This window comes from Kitasatospora sp. NPDC094016 (assembly GCF_040304045.1).
Taxonomy (GTDB): domain Bacteria; phylum Actinomycetota; class Actinomycetes; order Streptomycetales; family Streptomycetaceae; genus Kitasatospora.
Genome location: NZ_JBEOUK010000007.1, coordinates 73,496 through 95,184 on the forward strand (window position 1 = coordinate 73,496; position 21,689 = coordinate 95,184).

The window sequence follows — 21,689 nt, forward strand, 5'->3', positions numbered from 1 at the left end:
TTCCGGACCGGCCCCGGGGGCGAACACGACCCGGGCGACCACGCTCCGTGACGACGAGGGCGACGCCGCCCCCGGCGCCGGACCCGGAAAACGATCGGGCCCCGCCGGAGGGATCCTCCGGCGGGGCCCGATGCGGGGCCTCAGAGCCCGCTCAGCGCTTGCCGGCCGGCTTGGCCGTGGACTTGGTGGCGAGCCGGGTGGCCGCCCAGTCCTTGGCGACCGCGATCGAGCTGGTCTGGGAGAGACCGGCGGTGCGGGCCGCGTCCGCGATGTCGGACGCCTCGATGTGGCCGTCGCGCCCGGTCTTGGGCGTCAGCAGCCAGATCAGCCCGCCTTCGGCCAGGTACTCCAGGGCGTCGACGAGGGAGTCGGTGAGGTCCCCGTCGTCGTCGCGGTGCCACAGCAGGACGGCGTCGGCGACGTCGTCGTAGTCCTCGTCGACGAGATCCGTCCCGGTGAGCTCCTCGATGCCTTCGCGGAGATCCTGGTCAGTGTCGTCGTCGTACCCCAGCTCCTGGATGATCTGGCCCGCTTCGAAGCCGAGACGGGTCGCCGGGTTGGACTTGTCCGCGGGGTCCGCGGTCGCGCTCACGGGAATAACCTCCAGTATTCGGCCCGGCGTCCATGCCGAGGCTGTGGCCGTAGTCCACACGGGCGCGGCGGTTCGCGCAAGTACCCGACCCCCGATCCCCCCCAAAGGTTGACGTGCCACAGCGGGGACACGCCGTTCGATGTGTCGGGAATCACACCGATTTGCCCTTCTCTGCATGAGACAAGGATGCTTCGGGTGGTCCCGGCCCACAGGGCGTACGGATGCCCGAGATACGAACGGCATTCGGGTCCGCGCGTGCGCGGGCGTAGAGTCTCCTGTTGGCCCTCACCCCGGCCGCCCGCCATCGGGCGGACGGGACACCAGGTCGGACCACCTCTGTACGTAGCACCCGGGGGTGTGCGGGGCGGGCGAAGTCGCCCGGACCGCGCACCGCCAGACCGTCCCGCCCACCAGGCGGAACGGTTACCGATCGGTAGAGATGACGGATCTCCGAGCGCGGTAGCACGATGGAGGCGGCGCGACACACCTCAGTTTCGACCGACAGTGAAGGAACAGCGTGGCTTCCGGATCCGATCGCAACCCGATCATCATTGGCGGCCTTCCGAGTCAGGTCCCGGACTTCGATCCCGAGGAGACCGCGGAATGGCTGGAGTCGCTTGACGCGGCCATCGACGAGCGGGGGCGCGAGCGCGCCCGCTACCTGATGCTCCGCCTGATCGAGCGCGCCCGCGAGAAGCGTGTCGCCGTGCCCGAGATGCGCAGCACGGACTACGTCAACACCATCGCGACCAAGGACGAGCCGTTCTTCCCCGGCAACGAGGAGATCGAGCGCAAGATCCTCAACGCGACCCGCTGGAACGCGGCCGTGATGGTCTCCCGGGCGCAGCGCCCGGGCATCGGCGTGGGCGGGCACATCGCCACCTTCGCCTCCTCCGCGTCGCTGTACGACGTCGGCTTCAACTACTTCTTCCGCGGCAAGGACGCCGAGGGCGAGTCCGGCGACCAGATCTTCTTCCAGGGCCACGCCTCCCCCGGCATCTACGCCCGCGCGTTCCTGCTGGACCGGCTGTCCGAGCAGCAGCTCGACGCGTTCCGCCAGGAGAAGTCGAAGGCCCCGTACGGCCTCTCCAGCTACCCGCACCCGCGGCTGATGCCGGACTTCTGGGAGTTCCCGACCGTGTCCATGGGCCTCGGCCCGCTCGGCGCGATCTACCAGGCCCGGATGAACCGCTACCTGGAGCACCGCGGGATCAAGGACACCTCCGACTCGCAGGTCTACGCCTTCCTCGGCGACGGCGAGATGGACGAGCCGGAGTCGCTGGGCCAGCTGTCGCTGGCCGCGCGCGAGGGCCTCGACAACCTGACCTTCGTGGTCAACTGCAACCTGCAGCGCCTGGACGGCCCGGTCCGCGGCAACGGCAAGATCATCCAGGAGCTGGAGTCCCAGTTCCGGGGCGCCGGCTGGAACGTGATCAAGCTGGTCTGGGACCGCAGCTGGGACCCGCTGCTCGCGCAGGACCGCGACGGCGTCCTGGTCAACAAGCTGAACACCACGGTGGACGGCCAGTTCCAGACCTACGCCACCGAGACCGGCCAGTACATCCGCGAGCACTTCTTCGGCAGCGACCTGCGCCTGCGCAAGATGGTCGAGAGCATGACCGACCAGCAGGTCCAGCACCTGGGTCGCGGCGGCCACGACCACAAGAAGATCTACGCGGCGTTCAAGGCGGCCCGCGAGCACCAGGGCCAGCCGACGGTCATCCTCGCCCAGACGGTCAAGGGCTGGACGCTCGGCCCCAACTTCGAGGGCCGCAACGCCACCCACCAGATGAAGAAGCTGACGGTCGAGGACCTGAAGCGCTTCCGCGACCGGCTGCACCTGCCGATCACCGACAAGCAGCTGGACGAGGGCTACCCGCCCTACTACCACCCGGGCCGCGACTCGGAAGAGATCCAGTACATGCACGACCGCCGCAGCGAGCTGGGCGGCTACGTGCCGACCCGCAAGGTGCGCCCGCGTCAGCTGGAACTGCCCGGCGACGACGCGTACAAGGCGGTCAAGAAGGGCTCCGGCAACCAGACCATCGCCACCACCATGGCGTTCGTCCGGGTGCTCAAGGACCTCATGCGGGACAAGGGCATCGGCAACCGCTTCGTGCCGATCGCGCCCGACGAGTACCGCACCTTCGGCATGGACTCGCTCTTCCCGTCGGCGAAGATCTACAACCCGCTCGGCCAGACCTACGAGTCGGTCGACCGCGACCTGCTGCTGGCCTACAAGGAGTCGCCGACCGGCCAGATGCTGCACGACGGCATCTCCGAGGCCGGCTGCACCGCCTCGCTGATCGCCGCCGGCTCCTCCTACGCCACCCACGGCGAGCCGCTGATCCCGGTGTACGTCTTCTACTCGATGTTCGGGTTCCAGCGCACCGGCGACCAGTTCTGGCAGATGGCCGACCAGCTGGCCCGCGGCTTCGTGATCGGCGCCACCGCCGGCCGCACCACGCTGACCGGCGAGGGCCTCCAGCACGCCGACGGCCACTCGCACCTGCTGGCCTCGACCAACCCCGGCGTCGTCGCGTACGACCCGGCGTACGGCTTCGAGATCGCGCACATCGTCCAGGACGGTCTGCGGCGGATGTACGGCACCAGTGCCGAGCACCCGCACGGCGAGGACGTGTTCTACTACATGACCGTCTACAACGAGCCGATCAAGATGCCGGCCGAGCCCGAGAACGTGGACGTCGAGGGCATCCTCAAGGGTCTGCACAGGTACGCGCCGGGCACCGCCGGCCAGATCCCGGCCCAGATCCTCGCCTCCGGCGTGGCCGTGCCGTGGGCCCTGGAGGCCCAGCGCATCCTCGCCGAGGAGTGGAACGTCAAGGCCGACGTCTGGTCCGCGACCTCCTGGAACGAGCTGCGCCGCGACGCGGTGGAGGCCGAGGAGTTCAACCTGCTGCACCCCGAGGAGCAGCAGCGCGTGCCGTACGTCACCCAGAAGCTCCAGGGTGCCGAGGGCCCGGTCGTCGCCGTGTCCGACTGGATGCGCGCGGTGCCGGACCAGATCTCCCGCTGGGTGCCCGGTCAGTACCAGTCGCTGGGTGCCGACGGGTTCGGCTTCGCCGACACCCGCGGTGCGGCCCGTCGCTTCTTCCACATCGACCCGCAGTCGGTCGTCCTGGGGGTTCTCACCGAGCTCGCCAAGCAGGGCAAGATCGACCGCAGTGCGCTGAAGGACGCGATCGACCGCTACCAGCTGCTCGACGTGGCCGCGGCCGACCCGGGCGCCGCCGGCGGCGACGCCTGATCACCCGCTAGACCCTGAAGGGCCGGGCCTCCGTACGGAGGTCCGGCCCTTCGGCGTATCCGGGCCCCGTCACCTGCCCGCGGCGGCGGATGACGGCACGCAGCGGCCCCGGACTCCATCGAGTCCGGGGCCGCTGGTCGTCGCCCGTCGCCCGTCGGTCGTCGGTCGCCGATCGCGCGGGGATCAGCCGTGGCGCGGGATCAGATGTGGACGGCCGGGCCCGCGTCGACGGTGCCCCGGCGGGTGAGCAGGCCGAGCACGGCGGCGCCGAAGGCCACCACGGCGGCGACCGCGAAGGCGAGCGACATGCCGCTGACGAAGGAGTCGTGCACGGCACCGGCCATCGCGTCCACCGCCTGCTGCGGGGTGCCGGCCGGGGCCGGCGGGGCGATGCCGAGCTGGGCGGCCTGCTTCAGGCCCTCGCCCGCCGCGCCCTCGACCGGCGGCAGTCCGGCCTTGGCCCAGTTGCCCGGCAGCACGTCGCCGACCTTGGCGGCCATCAGGGCGCCCAGCACGGCGGTGCCGAGGCTGCCGCCGACCTGCATCGCGGCCTGCTGGAGGCCGCCGGCCACACCGGACAGCTCCAGCGGGGCGTTGCCGACGATCACCTCGGTGGCGCCGACCATGACCGGGCTGATGCCGAGGCCCATCAGGACGAACCAGAGCGACATCACGCCGGTGCCGGAGCCCGCGTCCAGGGTGGACATGCCGAACATCGCGGCGGTGGTGATCAGCATGCCGGCCACGATCGGGATCCGCGGGCCGAGCTTGCCGATCGCGATGCCCGCCACCGGCGAACCGATGATCATCATGCCGGTCATCGGCAGCAGGTGGACGCCGGCCGACACCGGCGACATCCCGTGCACGTTCTGCAAGTAGAAGGTCACGAAGAAGATCGCGCCGAAGAACGCGAAGGCCATCAGCACCATCAGCAGGGTGCCCGCCGACAGCGGCACCGAACGGAACAGGCTGAGCGGGATCAGCGGCTCCTTCGCCCGGGCCTGCCAGAACGCGAAGAGCACCATCAGGACCACCGCGCCGCCCAGGAACAGCAGCGTGCGGGCGTCGCCCCAGCCCCACTCGGGGGCCTTGATGATGCCGAAGACCAGCGCGAACATCGCGACCGAGAGCAGCGCGATCCCGGGCAGGTCGAAGGACTTGGCGGCCTTCTCGGCCCGCACGTCCTTGAGTATCCACAGGCCGAGGCCGAGCGCGATCAGGCCGACCGGGATGTTGATGAAGAAGACCGACTCCCAGTTGACGTGCTCGACCAGCAGGCCGCCGACGATCGGGCCGGCCGCGGTGGAGGCGCCGATCACACCGCCCCAGATGCCGATCGCCATGTTGAGCTTCTCGGCCGGGAAGGCGCCGCGCAGCAGGCCGAGCGCGGCCGGCTGGAGCAGCGCGCCGAACAGGCCCTGGAGCACCCGGAAGGCGATCACGGTCTGGATGTTGCCGGCGAAGCCGATCGCGGCCGAGGTGGCGGCGAAGCCGACGGCGCCGACCAGGAAGGTGTTCTTGTGGCCGAAGCGGTCGCCGATCTTGCCGGCCGTGATCAGGAAGACGGCCAGGGCCAGCAGGTAGCCGCTGGTCACCCACTGGATCTCGGAGGGCGCGGCCTTCAGGTCCGCCTGGATGACGGGGTTGGCGATGGCGACGATCGTGCCGTCCAGGGCGACCATCATCACGCCGACCGCGACGGTCAGCAGGGTCAGCCAGGGGTGCCCCTTGAGCCCTCCCCCGCCCGGTGGCGTGCGCTGCGGCGGGACGTCCGCCTTGGCGTTCTTGACGACGGACTGGCTCATCTGGGGCCCTCCGGGGGCGTGGCAGAACGGAACGTGGGCGTGGCGCCGCGACCCACCCGTCCCCACGAGTGCCCGGTCGGCGAGCGCCACTTCCGGCAGATTATGTCAGCCACTGACATTCGGCAAACACTGACTTCTGACTCTGGCTGACATTTGTCAGAGCGCTAAGGTTGTGCTCCTCACCCCGCCCGCACGCGCTCGGAAGGCCCCGCCATGGCCGCTCGCACCACCACCCCCACCGCCGCCCCGGGCACCCCCGAACGGCTGCCAGGGCTGCGCGAGCGCAAGAAGCAGCAGACCAGGGACGCCCTCGTCCAGGCCGCGCACGTGCTCTTCCTCGGCCAGGGCTTCGCCCGCACCACCGTCGACGAGATCGCCTCCACCGTCGAGGTCTCCCAGCGCACCTTCTTCCGCTACTTCGCCAACAAGGACGAAGTCGCGCTCGCCGTGATGGCGGACGCCGAGGACTACTTCATCGAGTGCCTGTGCCGCCGCCCGGCCCACGAGTCCCCGCTCCAGGCCCTGCGCGCCGCGATCGTCCAGTCCTGGCGCGAACTCGGCGCCGAACACCGCAGCGGCCCCCGCTCGATCACCACCGCCCTCGAACTGATGCGGATGATCGAGGAGACCCCCACCCTGCTCGCCACCCACCTGCGCCGGGTCACCGAGCAGGAACGGGTGGTCGTCCGGGTGCTCGCCGAACGCGAGGGCCTCGACCCGGTCGAGGACCTGCGCCCCACCGTGCTCGCCGCCGTCTTCGGCAGCGTGCTGCGCGCCGCCCACCTGTCCTGGACCCCCGACCAGGAACCCGCCGGGCCCGAGGGCATGGTCGCCGTCATCGAGCGCCACTTCGACCAGCTCGGCCCGGCCCTGGCCGGCCACTGGCGCACCGGTCCGCGGTAGTACCGCGGGCACTACTCCCGGCCCCGGAACCGTGCCGGGAGCAGTAGTACCCGGGTAGCACCCCCTACTCCGGTAGCACTCCGATGTTCGACCCCAGTGCGACGACGGGCGGACAGCACCCTCCTAGGCTGGCCCGCGATGAAGACGATCACCACGACCGAAGTCCGCGCGCAGGCCCTCCGTCTGCTCCGCTCGCTCCGGCACCACCTCACCACCCCGACCGGCGGGTCCACCCCGCTGCTCGGGGACTCGCCCCGTGCCTGGCTGCGCCGGCTTCCGTACGTCGTCGCGCTGATCATGCAGGCCTCGCTGATCCCCACCGGGATCGCCGCCCTGGTCGACTTCTACGGCGTCGCCGTGCCCATCGCCGGCGCGCTCACCATCGCCCAGACCGCGCCCCTGCTGCTCGCCATCACCCGGCCGCTGGCCGCCTGGTGGATCAGCGCGGCCGCCCTCGTCACCACGGCCTCCATCACCGCCCGGCACCACCAGTTCGGCGGCACCTGGCCGTGGACGGCGCCGATGGTCCTGGCGTACGTCTTCCTGCTGATCGCGCTCGCGCTGCGGGAGAGCCGGGCCACCCTGATCGCGGTCTGGATCGCCACGATCCTGCTCACCCTCCTCACCACCACGCTCGGCTTCCCGCACGCCGACGACGGCACCACCATGCTGCTGGTCGCCCTCGGCGGCGCCGCCCTGCTGCTCGGCTGGGCCGTCCAGGACCGCACCGAGGCCCGCCGGCTGCTCGCCGAGCAGGAGCACATCAGCGAGGCCGAGCGCGAGCGGCGCACCCTGCTGGAGGAGCGCGCCCGGATCGCGAGGGAACTGCACGACGTGGTCGCCCACCACATGTCGGTGATCGCCGTGCAGGCGGCCAGCGCGCCGTACCGGATCACCGGCGTACCGGCCGCGGCCACCGAGGAGTTCACCGCCATCGCCGGCACCGCCCGCGAGTCGCTGACCGAGATGCGCCGGCTGCTGGGCGTGCTGCGCAGCGAGGAGTCCGCCGCCGAGAAGGTGCCGCAGCCCGGGATCGAGCAACTGCCGCAGCTGATCGAGACGGTGGGGCGGGCCGGGGTCCCGGCCGAACTGACGGTGGACCCGGGACTGGCCGAGGCGGTGCCGAAGGCGGTCGGCCTGTCCGCGTACCGGATCGTGCAGGAGGCGCTGGCCAACGTGGTGCGCCACGCGCCCGGTTCGCGGGCCCGGATATCCCTGGTCGACGAGGGCGCCACCCTGCTGCTGACCGTGGTGAACACGCCCCCGCCCCAGCACACCGAGTCGCTGGAGGCCTCCATGGAGGGCACCGGACAGGGACTGATCGGAATGCGGGAACGCGCCCGGCTGGTCGGTGGCAGGCTGGAGACCGGCCCGATGCCGGACGGCGGCTACAAGGTCGCCGCCGCCCTGCCCCTCGAAACCCCCCGGGAGAAGCCCGCATGACCATCCGCGTGATCATCGTCGACGACCAGGCCATGGTGCGGGCCGGCTTCGCCGCCCTGCTCAACGCCCAGAGCGACATCGACGTGGTGGGGGACGCGGCGGACGGCGCGCAGGCCCTGGAGGTGAGCGGCCGTACCCACCCGGACCTGGTGCTGATGGACGTCCGCATGCCCGTCATGGACGGCCTGGAGGCCGCCCGCCGACTGCTCGACCCCGCCGTCCCCGGCGCGCACCGGCCCAAGGTGATGATGCTGACCACCTTCGACGTGGACGACTACGTGTACGAGGCGCTGCGCGCCGGGGCCAGCGGCTTCCTGCTCAAGGACGCCCCGCCGGCCGACCTGATCTCCGCGGTCCGGGTGGTCTCGGCCGGCGAGGCGCTGCTCGCCCCCTCGGTGACCCGCCGGCTGATCGAGGACTTCGCCCGCAACCGGCCGGCCCGGCGGCGGGACCCCAAACTGCGGCTCAACGGCCTCACCCCGCGTGAGACCGAGGTGCTGGAGCTGATCGCCCGCGGCCTGTCGAACCAGGAGATAGCCGGCCGGCTGGTCCTGGCCGAGCAGACCGTCAAGACCCACATCGGGCGCATCCTCGCCAAGCTCGACCTGCGCGACCGCGCCCAGGCCGTCGTCCTCGCCTACGAGTCCGGCCTCGTGACGCCCGGCCAGTAGAACCCGTTCGGGCCGGTGGTCCCGGCCGCCCCCGCCCGGCCGCCCCCGCCCGGGCGGCACCCCCTGTGGTATCCGAGCGATACCCCGAGTAGTACCCCGGTAGCACCCGGGAGTTGGCCCCGCGGTGTGACGTCCGCGGGGCCGTCGCATTTCTACCTTCCTTTCCGTCGGAGTCGAACGGACGAGGGAGGGGCCGGACATGGGGAAGTTTCGGGTCAAGAGAGCCATCGCGGCCAGTACGGCGATGCTGGCCGCGGTGCTCGGTCTCGGCGGCTTCTCCACGGACGCCCAACAGGCCGTCACCGGCCCGCCGCCGGGCAGCGCCGCCTGGGTTGCCGACACCGCGCTCGGCGTCCACCCGCCCGACCCGACCACCGCCACCCCGGCCGAAGTCGCCTCGTTCTTCGCCGAGTTGACGCCCGCCCAGCAGGACGCGCTGGCCGTCCGGCACCCGCTGGTGGTCGGCAACCTGGACGGCGCCCCGATCCGACTCCGGTACCGGGCCAACACGCTGGCCCTCACCGCGGAGCTCGGCCGCGAACTCGCCCGGACCACCGACCCGGCGCTCACCCCGCAGGACCACGAGCAGGCCCGCACCCGCGCCGAGCGCTACCGTGCCCTGCTGGGCGGCGACCGCCGGATCCTCGTCTTCGACCCGCGCGGCCGCGGCGAGGTCGCCGAGGTCTTCGGCGACCTCGCCACCGCCCCCCGCACCGCCGTCGTCGTCCCCGGCTCGGACAACGACCTGCAGAACTTCGACCGCTCCCCCGGCTCCTACGGCACCCCCGCCGGCATGGCCCGCTCGCTCTACCAGGCCACCGACCGGCAGACCGCCGTGATCGCCTGGACCGGCTACACCACCCCGGTCGGGATCGGCCTGGGCGCCGCCACCGAGGACCTGGCCCGGGCCGGGGCCGCGCGGCTCACCCGGCTGCTCGACGGACTCGCCGTCAGCACCCGCCCGCAGGCCCCGGCCACGGTGTTCTGCCACAGCTACGGCTCGGTGGTCTGCGGGCTGGCCCGCCCCGGACCCGACCAGGCCTCCGGCGTGGTCGTCCTCGGCTCGCCCGGGATGGGCGTCGGCTCGGCCGCCGCCCTCGACCCGCGCGTCCCGCTCTGGGCCACCGCCCGCAACGACTCCGACTGGATCGGCCGGGTCCCCTACGTCTCGGTGCTCGGCCTCGGCCACGGCGCCGACCCCACCGCCCCCGGCTTCGGCGCCCGCCCACTGCCCGCCACCGGATCCGAGGGCCACGCCGGCTACTTCGCCCCCGGCACCGCCTCGCTCACCGCCTTCGCCGCCATCGCCCTCGGCCTCGGCCTCGACCGCTGACCGCTGACCGCTGACCGCTGACCGCTGACCGCCTCACCGAAAGGAGCACCGCCATGGCCCACCCGCTGACCGCCCTGCGCCGCGCCGCCCACCAGGTCGACGCCCGCACCCCCGAGACCCGCGACCGCGCCCTGGACGGGCTGCGCGCCCTCGCCCTGCTCGCCGTGCCGGTCGGGCACTGGCTGCTCGGCGGCTTCACGCTCTCCGCCGACGGCGCCCTGCACAACGCGAGCCCGCTCTCCTCACTCGGCGGCCTCGCCCCGATCAGCTGGGTGCTCCAGATGCTCGGGGTGTTCTTCCTGGTCGGCGGCCACTCCTCGGTCCAGTCGCTGGAGCGGGCCCGGGCCAAGGGCGTGACGTACCTGGGCTGGCTGCGCGGCCGGTCGGTGCGGCTGCTGCGCCCGGTGCTGGGGGTGACGGCCGTCTGGGCACTGCTGATCGCGCTGCTGCCCGCGCTCGGCGTCCCCGGGGACACCGTGCGGACCGGCGCGACGCTGGTGGTGCAGCCGCTCTGGTACATCGCGGTCTACCTGGGGCTGACCGCGCTCACCCCGCTGTGCGTGGCGGCCGGGCGCCGGCTGGGCGGCTGGTCGGCCGGCGTCCTGGTGGCCGCCGTCGCCGCCGTCGACCTGCTGCGGTACGGGCCGTGGGCGGAGGCGGTGCCGTCCTGGGTCGGACTGCTGAACATCCTGCCGGGCTGGCTGTTCGGCTACCAGCTGGGCGTGCTGTGGGCGCAGGGCCGGCTCGGCCGCCCGGTGGCCCGGGTGCTGCTGGTCGGCGGCGGCGCGCTGTTCGCCACGCTGCTGCTGGCGTTCCACTACCCGGCCAGCATGGTCGGGGTGCCCGGGATGGAGCGGACCAACTCGCACCCGCCGTCCCTGCTGGTGCTGGCCCTGGCGGCGACGCAGTGCGGCGCCGCGGTGCTGCTGCGGGAGCGGCTGGGCCGGCTGCTGACCCGCCGTCCGCTGCTGTGGCTGCCGGTGGTGGTGGTCAACCTCTCGGCGATGACGATCTTCTGCTGGCACCAGAGCGCGATGCTCGCGGTGGCGGTGCCCGGCGCGGCCGGCCTGGGTGCCGTACCGGGGCTGACCACCGCGCCGGACTCGATCGGCTGGGTGGCCGCCCGGGTGGCACTGCTTCCGCTGTTCGCGGCCGTGCTGGTGGCGATCGGGTGGTTCACCCGGCGGTTCGACGGGCCGTGGACGGCCTTCTCCCGGGCCGGGAAGGCGCTGGCCGCGGCGGGCGCGGCACTGTTCGCCGCGTACGCGCTGGGCATGGTGTGACCTGCGCCGGAGAGTGAGGCACGGGAGGGGCGCGGACCGATCGGTCCGCGCCCCTCCGAGCCCCCTGCCCGGGCCCGCGCGCTGTCGGCCCCCTGCCCTACGCTGCGGGCATGGTGACGTTCGAGGAGTTCCGCGCGATGGCGCTCGCCCTGCCGGAGGCCGCACAGGAGCCGACCTGGGACATCGAGACCCTGCGGATCCGCGGCCGGATCTTCGCGATGGGCGCGCCCGGGGGCCGGTCCGTCACCGTCAAGGCCTCCCCGGCGGACCAGGCCGAACTGCTCGCCGCCGAGCCCGAGGTGTTCTCCAGCGCGCCGTACGTCGGGCGGCACGGCTGGGTGAGCGTCCGGCTGGACCTGGTCGATCCGGAGGAACTGCGCGACCTCGTCATCGAGGCCTGGCGGCGCACGGCGCCCAAGCGGATGGTGCGCGAATTCGACGTTCGGGCCACCCTGTGACGCTGAAACGACACCGCCGGTTCATGTGAGCCATCCCACAGTTTGGGCGGGCGCGTCGCCTCTCCGGGCGCCCTACGCTTGCGCAGGGAAGCAGGCAGTCTTGTCGCACCCTCCGGGCACCGCCCGAGAAACGGTGACGGGCCCTAAGGGAGTTGGTGCGGTGCGCAACCGTCGGCGCTGGAAGCGGGTACTGATCGGGGCGTTCGCGGGCTGTGCCGTGCTCGCCGACGCCGGCGCCGCGGCGGCCCAGGCGGCCGCCTCCACCGAGCAGCTGGCGATCTCCACACCCCCGGCCGGCAGCGCCGCCTGGGTCCAGGACCACAGCTTCGACCGCACCCTGCCCGACCCGGCCACCACCACCCCGGCCGCCGCCGCCGCGTTCTTCGCCTCGCTCGCCCCCACCGAGCTGGACCGGCTGATCCGGGACTACCCGCTGGTCGTCGGCAACTTCGACGGCGCCCCGCTGGACCTGCGCTACCGCGCCAACAAGATCGCGCTGGCCGCCGAACGCGACAGCGCCCGGGCCCGCGCCGCCGACCACAAGCTCGACGCCGACACCCGCGAACTGGCCGTCTCCCGCGCCAACGACGTCGAGCACCTGCTCGGCCCCGACCGGCAGATCCTCGCCTTCGACCCGCGCGGCCGCGGCCTGATCACCGAGGTGTGGGGCGACCTCGCCGACGCCGAGCGGATCTCCGTCGTCGTCCCCGGCTCGGACGCCGACCTCGGCCACTTCGACCAGGCCGCCGAACCCCTGCGTTCCCCGGCCGGCATGGCCCGCGCCCTGTACACCGAGGAGCAGCGGCAGTCGCCCAACACCCGCACCGCGGTGATCGCCTGGACCGGCTACGTCACCCCGTCCGGCCTCGGCCCGGACGCCGTCACCTCCCGGCTCGCCGACGTCGGCGCGCCCCGGCTGCAGCGGCTGCTCGCCGGACTCAAGGAGACCACCCGGCCGGACGCGCCCCCGGCCCTGCTCTGCCACTCGTACGGCTCCGTGGTCTGCGGCAACGCCGCCCCCGAGATCCCGCGCGCGGCCGCCTCCCCCTCCGACACCTCCGGGATCACCGACCTGATGGTGTTCGGCAGCCCCGGCATGGGCGTGCAGAGCACCAGCGAACTGGGCACCGGCGTGCACGTCTGGGCCACCCGCAACCCCACCGACTGGATCGGCAACGTCCCGTACCTGGAGGTCGGCGGCCTCGGCCACGGCGCCGACCCGACGGCCGGCGGCTTCGGCGCCGAGCAGATCTCCTCGGCCCGCGCGGCCGGCCACAACGGCTACTTCACCGAGGGCACCGACAGCCTGCGCAACTTCGCGGCGATCTCGCTCGGCCACTACCAGGACGTCGTCCGGCCCGCCCCGAGCTCCTAGAGCCCGATCCGCTCCTGGCCCTACTCCTGGTACAGCCGCAGCGCGTCCGCCGCCGCCCGGGCCAGCTCGCGGCGGGCCGCAGGCGGGGCCAGCACCTCGGCGTCCGCGCCGAAGGCGAGCAGCGCACGGACGGCCGCCGGCGCCGGGAAGACCATCGCCACCTCGACCCACTCCTCGGCCGGCCCGGCGCCCGCCTCCGGCGGCGGCGCGGTGACCCGGCCGCCGTGGATGCGGACGAACATGTCCAGCCGCCCGCGCCGCACCCGCACCCGGACCGGCAGTTCCTTCGGCAGCCGCTCCACCTGCTCGCGCAGCACCGCCCAGGCGTCCCCGAGCCCCACTCCGGCGCGGCGGCGCACCCCCTCGTCGGTGGTCTCGGCGGCCAGCACCCGATCGGCCCGGAACAGCCGGGGCTCGCCGTGCAGGTCGGCCACCAGGTACCAGACCCCGGCCTTGCTCACCAGCCCGTACGGGTCCACGGTGTACTCCACCGGCGCGGGCGTGCCGCTGTGCCGGTAGCGCAGCCGCAGCCGCCGGTCGGCGAACACCGCGTACTGCAGCTCGCCCAGTTCGGGGCCGGTCGAGGCGCCTGCCGCCGGGCCGCTCTGCAGCCAGCGGGCCGGGTCGACCAGGATCCGCTCGGTGATGCGCTCGGCGGCCGGGCGGTGCGGGGCCGGCAGCGCGGCCATCACCTTGCGCAGCGCCGAGCCGAGCGCGCCGTCCAGTCCGAGGTCGCTGTGCGCGCCCTGGGCGGAGAGCACGAACAGCGCCCGGGCCTCGTCCGCGGTCAGTCCGGTGACGTCGGTGCGATAGCCGGGCAGCAGGCTGATGCCGCCGTGCCGGCCGCGTTCGGTGAACACCGGCACGCCGGCGGCGGACAGCGACTCCACGTCACGGTAGATGGTGCGGACGGACACCTCCAGGCGCCCGGCCAGTTCGGTGGCGGGCACCCGGCCGCGGGTCTGGAGCAGGAGCAGGATGGAGAGCAGGCGGTCGGCCTTCATGGCAGCAGAATCCCAGCAATCCTGACGGCGGTTGTCAGGTTTTACTGGGAGATTGCCGTTCGAGCCCGAAAGCCCGCACCACCCCAGGGAGCTGATTCCACGTGAACTCCGTCCAGGACGCCCGCCCGCAGTACCTGCTCGCCCTCGGCCAGCTGGAGAAGCTGTTCGCCGAGATCACCCCGGACGCCCTCGACCGGCCCACCCCGTGCAGCGCGTTCACCCTGCGGGAGCTTCTGAGCCACGTGGTCGGCGGCATCCACCGGTTCGCCTACCTGGGCGAGGGCGGCCGGGCCGAGGACGTCGTCGCCGCCACCGGGGACCTGGCGGACGACGCCTGGCCGGGCGCGCTGGCCCGGGCCCGCGCCCGGGCCGCCGCGGCCTGGGCGGACGGCGCCGCGCTGGACCGCCCGACCCACGCACCCTGGGGCGTGGTGCCCGGCCGGGCCGCGGTCGGCGGCTACCTGATGGAGACGGTCGCGCACACCTGGGACATCGCCCGGGCGCTCGGCTCCCGGCAGCCGCTGGACGACGCCTTGGCGCACGCCGCGCTGGCCGTCGCCCAGGCCGTCCTGTCGGCCGAGCACCGCGGCGGGCCGGTCCCGTTCGGCGAGGTCCGCCCGGTCGCCCCGGACGCCGACGTGCACACCCGGCTGGCCGCCTGGCTGGGCCGGGAGGTCTGAGCAGGCACCCGGGGCGGGGGGAGCGGCCCGGGCGGCCGCTCCCCCGACGCCGCTACTCCCGGCCGACCTGGGTGAGGCGCATGTCCGGGTAGCGGTCCCCGGCGACCTCGCCCGCCACCGGCTCCAGCAGGGCCAGTTCCTCGGCGGTGAGCCGCAGCGTGGCGGCCGCGGTGTTCTCGGCGAGCCGGCTGCGCTTGCGGGTGCCGGGGATCGGCACGACGGTGAGCCCGTGCACCTCGGCCCGCTGGTGCACCCAGGCCAGCGCGACCTGCGCGAGGGTCACCCCGCGGGCCGTCGCGATCTCCCGCAGCGGCGCCAGCAGTTCGACGTTGGCCGCCGCGTTGGCGCCGGTGAAGCGCGGCTGGGTACGCCGGACGTCGTCCGCCGCGAGCTGCTCGGCGGCCTGGAACGCGCCGGTCAGGAAACCCCGCCCGAGCGGCGAGTACGGCACGAAGGCGACGCCCAGTTCGGCCGCGGCCGGCACCGCCGTGCGCTCGACGTCCCGGGCGAACACCGACCACTCGGACTGCAGCGCGGCGATCGGGTGGATCGCGTGCGCCTCCCGCAGTTCGGCGCCCGTCACCTCGGACAGGCCCAGCCGGCGCACCTTGCCGGCCCGGACCAGCTCGGCCATGGTGCCGACCGAGTCGGCCAGCGGCACGGCCGGGTCGCGGCGGTGCATGTAGTAGAGGTCGATCTCGTCCACGCCGAGGCGGCGCAGCGAGGCGTCCACGGCGGCCCGGATGTACGCCGGGTCGTTGCGGATGCTGCGGCGGCCCGGGTCGTCCTCCGTGCGCTCCAGGGCGAACTTGGTGGCGAGCACCACCCGGTCGCGGTTGGCGCGGACGAAGGGGCCGATCAGCTCCTCGTTGCGGCCGAAGCCGTAGGCGTCGGCGGTGTCGAACAGGGTGACGCCGGCTTCCAGGGCGGCGTCCAGGGTGGCGAGCGCCTCGGGCCGGTCGGTCGGGCCGTAGAAGTCGCTCATGCCCATGCAGCCGAGGCCCTGGATGCCCACGAACGGGCCGTCGGTGCCGAGTCGGGCGGTGGGGAGGACGGGTGCGGTCATCGCTCTGCTTCTTCCTCTACGTGCGGCGTGCTGACGGGACTACTCGTGGCGGCGGACGGCCGGTTCGTCGGACGCGGCGATCCGGCCGGAGTACAGGTCGATCTTGTGGTCGAGGACGGCGAGGGTGGCCTGGAGGTCGGCGACCCGCTGGCGGACCTCCTCGCGCTGGTCGACCAGCAGTTGGCGCCGCGCCTCGTAGGTCCGCTCACCCTCGCGGGCCAGCTCCACGTAGCGGAGCATGTCGGCGATCGGCATGCCGGTCAGCCGCAGCCGGCCCAGGAAGGCCAGCCGGTGCAGGTCGGCGTCGCAGTAGCGGCGCTGGCCGCTGGCGGAGCGGTCGACCGGGTCGAGCAGGCCGATCCGCTCGTACCAGCGCAGGGTGTGCGCGGTGAGCCCGCTGGCCACGGCGACCTCGCTGATGGTGTGCCGCGGGGTCCGGTCCGGATCTCCGACCGGGAGCTGGTACACGTCGGCGCAGGTCCGCAGGTCGAGCTGGACGGGTGCGAGCGTGGCCATGATCGGTACCCCCTGTGGTGAGCGGTGACGACGACGCTATCGAGTTGGAGTGCACTCCAAGCAAGCCTCGCACCCGGGTGCTCCCGCCACCCCTTTTCGGGCCTTCGTTAGAGTCGGGCGCATGGAGAGCTTGCGGATGATCGAGAACTGGCCGGTGCCCCACGCCGCGGCGGCGGTGGTCCGGGGGGCGGACGGCGCGGTGCTGGGCACGTACGGGCCGCAGCAGCACCTGTTCCCGCTGGCGTCGGTGACCAAGCTGCTCACCTCGTACGCGGTGCTGGTCGCGGTCGAGGAGGGCGTCTTCGAGCTGGACGACCCGGCCGGGCCGGCCGGCTCGACCGTCCGCCACCTCCTCGCGCACACCTCCGGCCTGGGCTTCGACGAGGACCGGGTGTTCGCCGAGCCCGGCAACCGCCGGCTGTACTCCAACGCGGGCTTCGACGCGCTGGCGCGGGCGCTGTCCGACGCCGCCGGGATCGAGTTCTCCCGGTACGCCGCCGAGGCGGTGTTCGAGCCACTGGGCATGCACGACACCCTGCTCAACACCGCGCACAGGTCCCCGGCCGGCGCCGGCGGCCTGTCCACCGTCGCGGACCTGGTCCGGTTCGCCGCCGAGCTCCAGTCCCCGAAGCTGCTGGACCCGTCCACCGTCCGGCAGGCCACCCGCGAGGTCGCCTTCCCCGGCACCAGCGGCGTGCTGCCCGGCTACGGCCACCGCCGGCCGAACGACTGGGGTCTCGGCTTCGAGATCCGCGACGGCAAGGCCCCGCACTGGACGGGCACCGCCAACTCGCCCGCCACCTTCGGCCACTTCGGCCAGTCCGGCACCTTCCTGTGGGTCGACCCGGAAGCCGGCGTGGCCTGCGTCGCGCTCACCGACCGGGACTTCGGCCCGTGGGCCGTCGAGGCCTGGCCGGCCTGCTCGGACGCGGTCCTGTCCGAACTCGACAGCTGAAAGCAGGGACCTACCCGTACGAGACCGGCGAGTGCATCTCCCAGAGCAGGAGTTCGGCGCCGGTCTCGCCGGCCGTCGGGTCGGCGAAGGCGTCGCCGGTGATCCGCACGCTGTCGCCCGGGGCCATCGAGCGGCCGCCGCCCTTGGGCCCCGGGATCGTCCGGTAGCCGAGCGAGCCGGTGGTCAGGTGCGCGTACCGCCAAGCGGCCTCGGGCAGTACGGGCAGCGGCTGCCACGGCCCCGCCGTCACCAGCCACAGCGCGGCGTCGCTACGGCGCAGCCGCAGGGCGTCCGTCCCGGCGTCGCGCTCCAGCCCGGAGGCGAGCAGCGTCAACCCGCCGTCGGCCGGTTCCACCTTGCGCAGCCCGTACGCCGGGGGCGCGTCGAACACGTCCGGCTGGAGCCACATCTGGACGAAGCGGACCGGGCCGGCGGCCCCGCCGACGTTGCGCTCGGTGTGGGTGACGCCGGAGCCCGCGCCGAGGTGCTGGACCATCCCCGGGCGGACCACCCCGCCGTGCCCCTGGGAGTCCCGGTGCGCCAGCGCGCCCTCCAGCACCCAGGTGAGGATCTCGGTGTCCCGGTGCTTGTGCTCCTCGTACCCGGCGCCGGGGGCGAGGAGTTCCTCGTTGCACGCGAGCAGCGCGCCGAAGTGCGTGTTCTTCGGGTCGTAGTGGCCGGAGAAGGAGAACGCGTGTCGGGTCTCGACGCCCTCGGCCGGGGTGGAGAGGTAGCGCTCGGCGGTGCGGCGCAGGTCGGCGCGGGGGCGGGCGGCGTCGTCTGTCACGGGCCCCACGGTAGTGGGTGTGACCGGCACCACCGTGCCGCTGCACCGGGGGGTGTGCACGAGCAGTCACTCGCGTGAGGCAGTCTTGTCCTTGTGCCAGCCGCTTCCGCGAACTCCAAGAGCGAACCCAGTCCCACGGCCGAGCCGACCGGGAAGAGCCCGGCCCCCAGGGCCGGCCGCGACCGCCCCGGCCGGGCGGCGCCCCGCCTGACCGCGCAGGAGCGCAGAATGGCCGCCGAGCGGGCCGAGCGCCGGGCCGCGACGCTCAAGCGGCTGGAGAAGTCCTCGGGCAAGCTGGCCACCGCCGCGATCTCCCGGATGGACGACCAGCTCGGCTGGTACCGGCGGATGCCGCCGGAGCACCGCTCCTGGATCGGCCTGGTCGCCCAGGCCGGCATCGCCGCCTTCACCGAGTGGTACCGCCACCCGGACGCCGCCCAGGCGATCTCCACGGACGTCTTCGGCACCGCCCCGCGCGAGCTGACCAGGGCGATCACCCTGCGCCAGACCGTCGAGCTGATCCGCACCACGATCGAGGTGATGGAGGAGGCCATCGAGGAGGTGGCCGCCCCCGGCGACGAGGCGGACATGCGCGAGTCGGTGCTGGTCTACGCCCGGGAGATCGCCTTCGCGACCGCCCAGGTGTACGCCCAGGCGGCCGAGGCGCGCGGCGCCTGGGACGCCCGGCTGGAGGCGCTGGTGGTCAACTCGCTGCTGTCCGGCGACGCGGACGAGGGCGTGCTGTCGCGGGCCGCGGCGCTCGGCTGGGGCCAGCCCAGCCAGGTCCGGGTGGTGATGGGCAGCGCGCCGGACGGCGACAGCGAGCTGGTGGTCGAGGCGATCCGCCGGGCCGCCCGGTACGCCAAGCTGCACGTGCTGACCGGGGTGCTGGGCAAGCGCCTGGTGGTCGTGGTCGGCGGCGACAAGGAGCCGGTGCACGCGGCCCGGGCGCTGATCGGCCAGTTCGCGCCGGGCCCGGTGGTGGTCGGCCCGACCGTGCCGGACCTGCTCTCGGCGACCCGCTCGGCGCACGCCGCCGCGGCCGGCCTGCGCGCCTGCGCCGCCTGGCCGGACGCACCCCGCCCGGTGCTGGCCGACGACCTGCTGCCCGAGCGCGCGCTCGCCGGCGACCAGGCCGCCCGCCGCCAGCTGGTGGAGGAGATCTACACACCGCTGGACGAAGCCGGCTCGGCGCTGCTGGAGACGCTGAGCGTCTACCTGGAGCAGGCCTCCTCGCTGGAGGGCGCCGCCCGGATGCTCTTCGTCCACCCCAACACGGTGCGCTACCGGCTACGACGTGTGACCGACGTCACGGGGTACGCCCCGTCCGACGTGCGTTCGGCGTTCACGCTGCGGATCGCACTCGCCCTCGGCCGACTCACCGCGGCCGGGGAGCCGAGCTGAACCGCCTGTAGGGACCTTACAATCCCGGATGGTTTTCTTCGTTACCGTCGCCTACCCGCCCCTGGGCGCCTGGCGAGAGAGGGTTGAACCGTGCTCGTAATCGTCGCCCCTGGACAGGGTGCCCAGTCCCCCGGTTTCCTCAGCCCCTGGCTGGAGCTGGACGGTGTCGCCGACCGCCTCCACGGCTGGTCGGAGGTCGCCGGGCTCGACCTGGTGCACGCCGGGACCGAGGCCTCCGCAGAGGAGATCAAGGACACCGCCGTCGCCCAGCCGCTGCTGGTCGCGGCCGGTCTGATGACCGCCCGTGAGCTGTTCCCGGACGAGGACGTCGCCCGCAAGCTGGTCGGCGCCGTGGCCGGCCACAGCGTCGGCGAGATCACCGCCGCCGCCGGCGCCGGGGTGCTCAGCGCGCACGACGCGCTGACCTTCGTCCGCGAGCGCGGCCGGGCGATGGCCGCGGCCGCCGCCGTCACCGAGACCGGCATGATCGCCGTGCTCGGCGGCGACCCGGAGGTCGTCGCGGCGAAGCTGGCCGAGCACGGCCTGACCGCGGCCAACAACAACGGCGGCGGCCAGATCGTCGCCGCCGGCACGCTGGCCCAGCTGGAGACGCTGAAGGCGGACCCGCCGGCCGGTGCCAAGCTGGTCGCCCTGAAGGTGGCCGGCGCCTTCCACACCGAGCACATGGCGCCGGGTGTCGAGCGGCTGGCCGCGCTGGCCCCGACGCTGACCGTGGCCGACCCGCAGGTCCGCTACGTCTCCAACAAGGACGGCGAGGTCGTGGCCTCCGGCGCCGAGGTGCTCACCCGCCTGGTGTCGCAGGTCTCCAACCCGGTCCGCTGGGACCTCTGCATGGAGACCCTCGGGCAGCTGGGTGCGACCGCCGTCATCGAGCTGTCCCCCGCGGGCACCCTCACCGGACTGGTCAAGCGCAACCTCAAGGGTGTGGCGACGCTTGCCCTCAAGACCCCCGCCGACCTGGACAAGGCCCGCGCGCTCGTCGCGGAGCACGGCGGTCAGGATCAGGAGACCCAGGCATGACGAAGCCGCAGATCCGCCCGTCCGAGGGCGCGCAGTACGCGCGCATCCTCGGCGTGGGCGGCTACCGCCCGGTCCGGGTGATCCCCAACGCCGAGGTGCTGGAGTGGATCGACTCCTCGGACGAGTGGATCCGCACCCGCAGCGGGATCGCCGAGCGCCGCTGGGCCGGCCCGGAGGAGAGCGTCGCCGAGATGTCGGTGCAGGCCTCCGGCAAGGCCATCGCCCAGGCCGGGATCACCCCGGACCAGATCGGCGGCGTGATCGTCGCGACCGTCTCGCACCTCAAGCAGACCCCGGCGATCGCCACCGAGATCGCCGAGCGGCTCGGCTGCGGCACCGCCCCGGCCTTCGACATCTCGGCCGCCTGCGCGGGCTTCGGCTACGGCCTGGGCCTGGCCGACGGCATGATCCGCGGCGGCAGCGCCGAGTACGTGCTGGTGATCGGCGTCGAGCGGCTGAGCGACCTGACCGACCAGTCGGACCGCTCGACCGCGTTCATCTTCGGCGACGGCGCCGGTGCCGCGATCGTCGGCCCGTCCGACACGCCCGGTATCGGCAAGCTGATCTGGGGCTCGGACGGTTCGCAGTCCGACGTCATCTCGCAGACCCAGGCCTGGGACACCGCCTTCGCCAAGCCCGACGCCGTCAACGGCGTGGGCGAGGAGGCCAAGTGGCCGGCCCTGCGGATGGACGGCCAGCCGGTCTTCCGCTGGGCGGTGTGGGAGATGGCCAAGGTGGCCCAGCAGGCGCTGGACGCCGCCGGGGTCACCGCCGACCAGCTCGGCGCGTTCATCCCGCACCAGGCCAACATGCGCATCACCGACGCCATGATCAAGGCGCTCAAGCTGCCCGACTCGGTGCCGGTCGCCCGCGACATCGCCGAGACCGGCAACACCTCGGCGGCCTCCATCCCGCTGGCGATGGAGCGCATGCTGGAGAGCGGCGAGGCCCGCAGCGGCGACCTCGCACTGATCATCGGGTTCGGGGCGGGTCTCGTGTACGCCGCGGCAGTCGTTACGCTCCCCTAGGCGCGTTTCGCCCCACTCATTCCGCAAAGCCTGCGTCCGGCCGCCGGTCGGACGCGTTCAACACCGAAGAGGAGCAG

Annotated in this window: 19 protein-coding genes; 13 read left to right on the forward strand and 6 right to left on the reverse strand. The window is 73.4% G+C overall.

Going from position 1 to position 21,689, the window contains the following annotated elements; translation table 11 throughout:
* Positions 1-151: 151 nt before the first annotated feature.
* Positions 152-592, reverse strand: a complete 441-nt coding sequence (locus tag ABT015_RS09540) for a DUF3052 domain-containing protein (protein WP_350878118.1) — start codon at positions 590-592, stop codon at positions 152-154.
* A gap of 517 nt (positions 593-1,109) precedes the next feature.
* Between ABT015_RS09540 and aceE the strand changes: the two genes are divergently transcribed.
* Positions 1,110-3,860 (forward strand): pyruvate dehydrogenase (acetyl-transferring), homodimeric type, encoded by a 2,751-nt coding sequence (gene aceE, locus ABT015_RS09545; RefSeq protein ID WP_350878119.1) that lies wholly within the window; start codon positions 1,110-1,112, stop codon positions 3,858-3,860.
* Between the two features lie 200 nt (positions 3,861-4,060).
* Here the strand turns inward: aceE and ABT015_RS09550 are convergent, their stop codons facing one another.
* Entirely contained in the window at positions 4,061-5,665 is a 1,605-nt protein-coding gene (locus tag ABT015_RS09550; protein ID WP_350878120.1) for an MFS transporter, read from the reverse strand.
* Positions 5,666-5,878: 213 nt separating this feature from the next.
* Here ABT015_RS09550 and ABT015_RS09555 point away from each other — a divergent pair, with 213 nt between their 5' ends.
* From ABT015_RS09555 to ABT015_RS09585, 7 genes are all read left to right on the forward strand, one after another.
* Entirely contained in the window at positions 5,879-6,568 is a 690-nt protein-coding gene (locus ABT015_RS09555; RefSeq protein ID WP_350878121.1) for a TetR family transcriptional regulator, read from the forward strand.
* Positions 6,569-6,706: 138 nt separating this feature from the next.
* Entirely contained in the window at positions 6,707-8,011 is a 1,305-nt protein-coding gene (locus tag ABT015_RS09560; protein ID WP_350878122.1) for a sensor histidine kinase, read from the forward strand.
* Positions 8,008-8,682 (forward strand): response regulator, encoded by a 675-nt coding sequence (locus tag ABT015_RS09565; protein WP_063347446.1) that lies wholly within the window; start codon positions 8,008-8,010, stop codon positions 8,680-8,682. The genes ABT015_RS09560 and ABT015_RS09565 overlap by 4 nt, the downstream gene beginning before the upstream one ends.
* A 199-nt stretch (positions 8,683-8,881) precedes the next feature.
* The gene (locus ABT015_RS09570; RefSeq protein WP_402446099.1) at positions 8,882-10,015 is read left to right on the forward strand and encodes an alpha/beta hydrolase; all 1,134 of its coding nucleotides are present in this window, start codon (positions 8,882-8,884) and stop codon (positions 10,013-10,015) included.
* Between the two features lie 53 nt (positions 10,016-10,068).
* The gene (locus tag ABT015_RS09575) at positions 10,069-11,298 is read left to right on the forward strand and encodes an acyltransferase family protein (protein ID WP_350878123.1); all 1,230 of its coding nucleotides are present in this window, start codon (positions 10,069-10,071) and stop codon (positions 11,296-11,298) included.
* A 110-nt stretch (positions 11,299-11,408) separates the two neighbouring features.
* On the forward strand, positions 11,409-11,756 hold the full coding sequence (locus ABT015_RS09580) for an MmcQ/YjbR family DNA-binding protein (protein ID WP_350878124.1): 348 nt from the start codon (positions 11,409-11,411) through the stop codon (positions 11,754-11,756).
* A 160-nt stretch (positions 11,757-11,916) separates the two neighbouring features.
* Positions 11,917-13,131, forward strand: a complete 1,215-nt coding sequence (locus tag ABT015_RS09585) for an alpha/beta hydrolase (RefSeq protein WP_350878125.1) — start codon at positions 11,917-11,919, stop codon at positions 13,129-13,131.
* Positions 13,132-13,151: 20 nt separating this feature from the next.
* On the opposite strand, the gene ABT015_RS09590 is transcribed toward ABT015_RS09585, so the two are convergent.
* Positions 13,152-14,135, reverse strand: a complete 984-nt coding sequence (locus tag ABT015_RS09590) for a helix-turn-helix transcriptional regulator (RefSeq protein WP_350878126.1) — start codon at positions 14,133-14,135, stop codon at positions 13,152-13,154.
* Positions 14,136-14,236: 101 nt separating this feature from the next.
* Between ABT015_RS09590 and ABT015_RS09595 the strand changes: the two genes are divergently transcribed.
* Entirely contained in the window at positions 14,237-14,815 is a 579-nt protein-coding gene (locus ABT015_RS09595; RefSeq protein WP_350878127.1) for a TIGR03086 family metal-binding protein, read from the forward strand.
* A gap of 52 nt (positions 14,816-14,867) precedes the next feature.
* Here the strand turns inward: ABT015_RS09595 and ABT015_RS09600 are convergent, their stop codons facing one another.
* Together ABT015_RS09600 and ABT015_RS09605 are read right to left on the reverse strand one after the other, a co-directional pair.
* Positions 14,868-15,881: an aldo/keto reductase gene (locus ABT015_RS09600; RefSeq protein ID WP_350878128.1), complete on the reverse strand. Its 1,014-nt coding sequence runs from the start codon at positions 15,879-15,881 to the stop codon at positions 14,868-14,870.
* Between the two features lie 39 nt (positions 15,882-15,920).
* On the reverse strand, positions 15,921-16,397 hold the full coding sequence (locus ABT015_RS09605) for a MerR family transcriptional regulator (protein WP_350878129.1): 477 nt from the start codon (positions 16,395-16,397) through the stop codon (positions 15,921-15,923).
* A gap of 121 nt (positions 16,398-16,518) precedes the next feature.
* Between ABT015_RS09605 and ABT015_RS09610 the strand changes: the two genes are divergently transcribed.
* Positions 16,519-17,352, forward strand: coding sequence for a serine hydrolase domain-containing protein (locus ABT015_RS09610; protein WP_350878130.1), 834 nt, complete (start codon positions 16,519-16,521; stop codon positions 17,350-17,352).
* A 10-nt stretch (positions 17,353-17,362) separates the two neighbouring features.
* On the opposite strand, the gene ABT015_RS09615 is transcribed toward ABT015_RS09610, so the two are convergent.
* The gene (locus ABT015_RS09615; RefSeq protein ID WP_350878131.1) at positions 17,363-18,139 is read right to left on the reverse strand and encodes a pirin family protein; all 777 of its coding nucleotides are present in this window, start codon (positions 18,137-18,139) and stop codon (positions 17,363-17,365) included.
* A gap of 228 nt (positions 18,140-18,367) precedes the next feature.
* Here ABT015_RS09615 and ABT015_RS09620 point away from each other — a divergent pair, with 228 nt between their 5' ends.
* The 3 genes from ABT015_RS09620 to ABT015_RS09630 all read left to right on the forward strand — a co-directional run bounded on the left by ABT015_RS09620 (position 18,368) and on the right by ABT015_RS09630 (position 21,612).
* On the forward strand, positions 18,368-19,543 hold the full coding sequence (locus ABT015_RS09620) for a PucR family transcriptional regulator (RefSeq protein ID WP_063347457.1): 1,176 nt from the start codon (positions 18,368-18,370) through the stop codon (positions 19,541-19,543).
* 90 nt (positions 19,544-19,633) lie between these two features.
* Entirely contained in the window at positions 19,634-20,584 is a 951-nt protein-coding gene (locus ABT015_RS09625) for an ACP S-malonyltransferase (protein WP_350878132.1), read from the forward strand.
* Positions 20,581-21,612, forward strand: a complete 1,032-nt coding sequence (locus tag ABT015_RS09630) for a beta-ketoacyl-ACP synthase III (protein ID WP_350878134.1) — start codon at positions 20,581-20,583, stop codon at positions 21,610-21,612. Before ABT015_RS09625 ends, ABT015_RS09630 begins: the two co-directional genes overlap by 4 nt.
* Positions 21,613-21,689 lie beyond the last annotated feature (77 nt).